Below are 5,723 nucleotides of genomic sequence, written 5' to 3' on the forward strand. Positions count from 1 at the left end.
AGAAACCGGTGATCGCCGACCTGGGAATCCCCCGGGCCGTGCTGGTCCGCCTGGGTGCCCGCTAGGGGACAAAACCTGACATTGGAGACCCGTTGTGGATTGGTCGGCGAGGGTCCGCTAGCGGGCGCCGAGCCAACGGGAAGACATGACCCTTGGCGGCCCTTGGATCTGCGTGGCAAACTTGGTGGATGGCCGATCACTCAACACCGAACCTGCCCGCTATCGACTTCGAGGAGACCTCGCGGTTCTATCAAACGCTCGGCTTCCAGCAGGGTTGGCGCGACGACGCGTGGATGATCATGGCGCGCGGAACACTGATGCTGGAATTCTTTCCGCATCCAGACCTTGCACCCGGAGAGAGTTGGTTCAGTTGCTGTCTTCGTCTCGACGATCTCGACGCATTCCACGCCATGGCGCGCGCAGCCGGTCTTCAGGACCAACCTCGGGGATGGCCTCGAATGGGTGAGCCCTCGATCGAAACGTCCGGCATTCGCATCGCCTATCTGATCGATCCCAACGGATCACTGATCCGGCTCATTCAGAACTGAGCTTCAACGTCGCAGGTATGTCCGCTCTCCCCCCGTCTCGGATTTTCGGAAGGTCTGCCCCCCTTTCGCACCGGGGCCGTGTCGCCGCAATTCGGGTCGCGGACGGGCCGGCGGCGGCAAGCGCTACGGCTGCGCCGACCCCCGCCGCGAATTCACGCCGATTTGTTGTCGCTGTCGCCCCCTGGGTCCAAATCAGGCTTCCGGCTCAAACCCATTCTCGATGTAACCCAGGCCATCGACCTCCACCCGTACGCGGTCTCCGGCGCGTAGGGCGACCGGCGGCCGCATGGCCACGCCGACGCCGCCGGGCGTTCCGGTATAGATGATGTCCCCGGGTTCAAGGGTCATGGCCTGCGATAGCTCTGCGATCTGGGCCCAGACATCAAACACCAGGTGGCGGGTGTTGGAGTTTTGCCGGATCTCGCCGTTCACCAGGGTGCGCAGATTCAGCGCATGGGGGTCGGCGATCTCATCCGCCGTGGTGATCCAGGGGCCGAAGGGCGCGTGGGTATCAAACGACTTGCCCAGCACCCACTGGCTGCTGCGGTTCTGCCAGGCGCGTTCGGAGACATCGTTACCCACGCACCAGCCGAAGATCGCGGCCGGCGCGGCGTCACGCGAGATGTGACGACCACGAACGCCCACCACCGCGATCATCTCGCCCTCGTAGTCGACGAAGGCCGACGCCTTTGGAATCTGTACCGGGTCGAACGGGCCCGCCACGGCGTTCAACTGTTTGGAAAACCAGATCTGGGACTTCGGCGTCTCCTGGCCGGTCTCGGCGATGTGATCCGCATAGTTGAGTCCGATCGCCATGATCTTCTCGGGCCGCGGAACGGGCGCCAGCAGTCGGACCCGATCGCGCGGCAGGGTCTCGGCGGCGGCGGAGGCCAGCCGACGGGCCTCCCCCTCCAGATCGGCCCACCGCGTGATCAGGTCGATCATGTCCTGGGCCATTCCGGGACGGGCGCGGTTGAACCGCACGATGCGGTCACCCTCGATGACGGCGCCGATCTCGGACGCGTCCTGGTCGAGCGGCTGGAAGGTCGCAAGTCGCATGATGTCAGGTCCTTTGATGTGGGCTCAGATCAGCCCGTGATAGGAGCCACCGTCCAGTTGCAGGTTCTGGCCGGAGATGAATCCGGCCTGGGCGCTGCAGAGAAAAGCACAGGCGTCGCCGAATTCCTCCGGGCGTCCAAACCGCTTGGCGGCGATGGAGCCGGCGATTTCCGCCCGGGCCTCGTCGTAGGTGATGCCCCTCATCCCCATCATCAACCGGGCCATCTGTTGCTGGCGCTCGGTGTCGAAGCGTTCGGGCAACATGTTGTTGATCGTGACGTTGTCGGCCGCCACCTCGGGCGCGATGGCCTTGCAGGCGGCGGTGAGCGCGGCCCGCGCCGCGGTGGACAGGCCCATTGGACCGCGCGGCGACTTCACCATTGCGCTGGTGATATTGACGATGCGGCCGAACTTGCGGGCCCTCATTCCAGGCAGGAGGCCCCGGATCAGCATCAGCGCCGGCAGCATGTTGGCGTCGATCGCCCCGAGCCAGGCGGACTCATCCCAGGCCTGGAACTGGCCTGGAGGCGGGCCGGCATTGTTGTTGACCAGAATGTCCACAGCACCAGCCGCGTCCAGCAGGGTCTTACGACCCTCAAGCGTTTCAAGATCCGCAGCGACCGCTTCGACGTCGCCGCCGGTCTCCCCGGCGATTCGATCCCGGGCCGCCGCGAGCTTTTCGGGGTCTCGTCCGTTGATCACCACCTGCGCCCCTTCCCGGGACAGGGCGAAGGCGCAGGCAAAACCCAGCCCCTGGGAGGACGCGCAGACCAGGGCGCGCTTATCGTTCAAACCGAGATCCATCACGCGGTTCCTGTCAAAATGGCATCCACCGGAGTGGCAAGGTAGGCGGAAAGGGTCCCGGCCAATCGCCGGGCCTCGTCGGTGCCGCCGCGGGCCGTGATGGCCAGGATATGGCCGTCGGGTCGCACGAGTACCGCACCCTGAGGCTCAAGACCCATGCGGACCGACCAGGCCTCCCCGGATACCGCGAAATCTGCGCCTTCCGTCCACTGGACCGACGGCGCTCGCAGGCCGTCGGCCAGACTCGTCAGGTCCCCCGCGTCCGCCGCGGCGATCAGGGTCAATCCGTTGGGATCGACGAGATCAAGAGTCGAGCGTCCATCAGCCAGTTCCACATGCGGCAGGCGTGCGCCGACCACGCATTTGGGGGTGAACTGGCTGATCGGCAGCATGTCGTCATCCCTTAGGGCGTCTCCATAGGCAAAGCCGAGTTGCAGGCGCAGGCTGTCGAAATGATCCTTTTGGAAGGCGACCGCCTCATCGATTCGGGTCCGTGACTCCGGGTCCGCGAGGCGGGCGCGATAGGTCGCCTCGTCAACGGTTCGGTCCGCGCCATAGCCCAGGGCCTCGAACAGGCTTCCCAACCGGAAGGTGTTGGCCAGGCTCTGGCCCATATTGGTTTGGGCGATAATCCGGCGCTCCGACTCGTAGGTCTCCAGCAGCGCCTCCCCCGCCCAGCCGGCTTCCACCGCCGCGATCTTCCAGGCCAGATTGTCGATGTCGCCAATCCCGGTGTTCATTCCGAGCCCGCCCGTGGGGGGGAAGCGGTGACCGGCGTCTCCGGCCAGGAACACCTTGCCGTCGCGATAGGTCCGGGCGATCTGGGCCGACATCTTCCAGCCCTTGACCCCCTTGATCTGGAGATCCGGCACTGGCGCACCGACTGCGGCGGCGACGGCGGCCCGGCAGGTGGCCTCGTCGAAGTCTTGCGGGGTCGAATCCGGACCACAGGGGTGCATCAGCACCCAGGTCTTTTCCACATCATAGCCGATCAGGGTGCCGTTCAAGCCGGGCCCGAAAAGGAAATAGAGGATTCCAAGCTTGTCCCCGAGGATGGACCGCAGGTTGGCCTCGAAATGAATGGTCATGAAGTTGGCGAGGCCTTCCGGCCCGTCCATCGCGATGCCCAGACTTTCGCGCACGGTGCTGCCCGCCCCGTCACACGCGATGACATAGCGGCTACGGACCTTCAGCACCTCGCCGGTGGCGCGATCCTGAAGTGAGGATGTCACGCCGTCGGTCAGTTGCAGGCTGCTCTGCCATTCCCGGCCCCGAAGGAGGGTAACGTCAGGCTGGGCGAGGACCGCGCGCTCCAGAACCTCCTCAAACTCCGGCTGTGCTATATTGATGAGGGGCCAGGGCGTGACAGCACGCACCGCGTCGTCCTGGCGTTCATACGCAATGCTGCCGATCGGGGGCGCGCTGAGGGTCTCCATCATCCAGACGTAGCCCCCATCGCCGCCACAGGTGGCGACCGCGTGGATCTCTTCCATGGGTAGCCCCGCCGCTGCGCAGATCTCAAGAGATCTTGGATTGAGGGCGTGAGCCTTGGGGGAATCCAGGCGCTGCGGATACTTTTCGGCAACCAGAACCTTGATGCCACGGCGCGCCAGAAGCTGGGCGCCCAGAAGGCCGACAGGCCCTCCGCCGACGATGAGGACCGTCGTCTCGATCTCGTTCATCTCGGGACTCATGCAGACTTCGAGCGCGGTACGGGGGGGATGGTGCGGCCAAAGCTTGAAGGCATGTTCGGGCCCCACTGACTCACCGCGCCCATATCGATGGAGTGGTCACCCGTCGGCGCAGAGGCGTCAAACTGGTCCCCATCTGTCCAGTGCTCGTGAATATGGCCCCAGGGGTCGCGCCAGTAGTCAAAGACCTGGCTGCCCAGCAGATGGCGCCCCACGCCCCATTCATGGCTCCGGCCCTTGGCGGCCAGATGCTCTCGCCCGGCCTGTACATCGTCGATGTCGCAGACCTCCCAGGACAGGTGGTTGAGTCCGGATACACCGCCTGAGGACATGTTGCTGGCAAAGAGAATGGAGTGATGATCCGCCGGCTCCGCACCCTTGTCGCAGCGGGTAAAGATCGCCACCGGCATGCCAGGAGCCAGATTGACCCGATCCGAAGCGATCAACCCGAAGCGCGCGTGGTACCAGGCCAGAGCCGCCACCGGGTCCGGCACATTCATCGCCAGGTGACCAAACCGCTTGATGCGGCTCGGACCGGATTTGATCCGCTGGGTCGCGCCAATGCGCTGGAAGGTTTCGCCCATGTTCAGGGGGCGTGGCGACAGTTCGGAAAGCGGCGCCACCGGCTCGAACCCGAACACGGCCTCGACCATATGGCCGACGGGATCCACGGTCGAGGTCTTCCAGCCCCCACCGGGCGCGTCAATCGCCTCCACCGGCGTGAACCCCGGGCTGGCGGCGAGGCTGTCGAGATCCGCCCGGCTGCCGACGCTGAATGCGAAGCCGAGAAAGGCGGGTTCACCCTGATGGGTCACGTGAACGTAGGGCGAGGTCCCGGCGCTGCGCATGTACAGCACATCAGAGCGGCGCTCCGCGCGGACCATGCCGAAGTCCATGAGAAAGGACTCCATCTGGTCCAGGTCGGGAACCTGCAGGCGCGGGAACGCCACATCGCGAACCTTGATGATCGGTTGAGTGCTCATGTCCCTGGCCTCCCCGCCAAGCCGCTGAACGCCGTGCGTTGACCCTGTCGTCGAGGCTTTTGGGACCTTTGTCAATTATCTGAAATCAGGCTAGGCTGCCGGAAGTTGAAGTTAGGTCGAGATGTCCGGCGAGGGTCCATTCACCCATCAGGCGCGCAACCAGCGAAAGAGTGTGAGAACGCGCGCGCGCCTGATGGATGCGGCTGTGGAGGTGTTCGCGCGCGACGGCTTTGAGGCGGCTTCCGTAAACGAAATTGCCCGTCGGGCTGACGTGGTCAACGGCACTTTCTATGTGCATTTCAAGGACAAGGACGCCATCGCGGCCGAGGTCGCCTTCAAAGTTGCCTACGATATCGCCCGCCAGATTGACGGGGCGATGACCCACATCGACAACGCAGCCGAACGGTTTAGTTGCGCGACCCGACAGTTCATCGAAATTGCCTGCGGCCAACCGCAATGGGGCTGGGTGTTGATCCGATCGGCCCGGTACGCGCCGGAAGTCCATCGCCAGGTCGAGAGCTATCTGCGTACCGATCTTGCGCGCGGCGTGCGTCAGGGCTTGTTCGACCTGGAGATAGACGCGTTCACCATGGATACGATCCTATCCATGATCTTGGCGGCCCTTGCCGCGCGCAAGA

6 protein-coding genes are annotated in these 5,723 nt (G+C 64.6%); 2 read left to right on the forward strand and 4 right to left on the reverse strand.

What is annotated here, in order from left to right; all coding sequences use genetic code 11:
- Positions 1-188: 188 nt before the first annotated feature.
- On the forward strand, positions 189-548 hold the full coding sequence (locus WCJ52_RS11085) for a bleomycin resistance protein (protein WP_336903370.1): 360 nt from the start codon (positions 189-191) through the stop codon (positions 546-548).
- 192 nt (positions 549-740) lie between these two features.
- On the opposite strand, the gene WCJ52_RS11090 is transcribed toward WCJ52_RS11085, so the two are convergent.
- Genes WCJ52_RS11090 through WCJ52_RS11105 form a run of 4 tightly spaced genes read right to left on the reverse strand, consistent with a single transcriptional unit; the run spans position 741 to position 5,085 of the window.
- The gene (locus WCJ52_RS11090) at positions 741-1,607 is read right to left on the reverse strand and encodes a fumarylacetoacetate hydrolase family protein (RefSeq protein WP_336903371.1); all 867 of its coding nucleotides are present in this window, start codon (positions 1,605-1,607) and stop codon (positions 741-743) included.
- 24 nt (positions 1,608-1,631) lie between these two features.
- Positions 1,632-2,411 (reverse strand): SDR family oxidoreductase, encoded by a 780-nt coding sequence (locus tag WCJ52_RS11095; protein WP_336903372.1) that lies wholly within the window; start codon positions 2,409-2,411, stop codon positions 1,632-1,634.
- The gene (locus tag WCJ52_RS11100) at positions 2,411-4,105 is read right to left on the reverse strand and encodes an FAD-dependent monooxygenase (RefSeq protein WP_336903373.1); all 1,695 of its coding nucleotides are present in this window, start codon (positions 4,103-4,105) and stop codon (positions 2,411-2,413) included. Before WCJ52_RS11100 ends, WCJ52_RS11095 begins: the two co-directional genes overlap by 1 nt.
- Positions 4,102-5,085 (reverse strand): VOC family protein, encoded by a 984-nt coding sequence (locus tag WCJ52_RS11105; RefSeq protein WP_336903374.1) that lies wholly within the window; start codon positions 5,083-5,085, stop codon positions 4,102-4,104. Before WCJ52_RS11105 ends, WCJ52_RS11100 begins: the two co-directional genes overlap by 4 nt.
- Positions 5,086-5,206: 121 nt before the next feature.
- On the opposite strand from WCJ52_RS11105, the gene WCJ52_RS11110 reads away from it, so the two are divergent.
- The coding region (locus tag WCJ52_RS11110) for a TetR/AcrR family transcriptional regulator (RefSeq protein WP_336903375.1) at positions 5,207-5,723 on the forward strand (517 nt) is incomplete at its 3' end.

The sequence above is a fragment of the Phenylobacterium sp. genome, from assembly GCF_037138395.1.
GTDB lineage: Bacteria > Pseudomonadota > Alphaproteobacteria > Caulobacterales > Caulobacteraceae > Phenylobacterium.

What these genes read in the sequence shown, in the direction of transcription:
- WCJ52_RS11105 (WP_336903374.1), bottom strand. Translation starts at nt 5,085, where the DNA reads ATGAGCACTCAACCGATCATCAAGGTTCGCGATGTGGCGTTCCCGCGC.
- WCJ52_RS11100 (WP_336903373.1), bottom strand. Translation starts at nt 4,105, where the DNA reads ATGAGTCCCGAGATGAACGAGATCGAGACGACGGTCCTCATCGTCGGC.
- WCJ52_RS11095 (WP_336903372.1), bottom strand. Translation starts at nt 2,411, where the DNA reads ATGGATCTCGGTTTGAACGATAAGCGCGCCCTGGTCTGCGCGTCCTCC.
- WCJ52_RS11090 (WP_336903371.1), bottom strand. Translation starts at nt 1,607, where the DNA reads ATGCGACTTGCGACCTTCCAGCCGCTCGACCAGGACGCGTCCGAGATC.
- WCJ52_RS11085 (WP_336903370.1), top strand. Translation starts at nt 189, where the DNA reads ATGGCCGATCACTCAACACCGAACCTGCCCGCTATCGACTTCGAGGAG.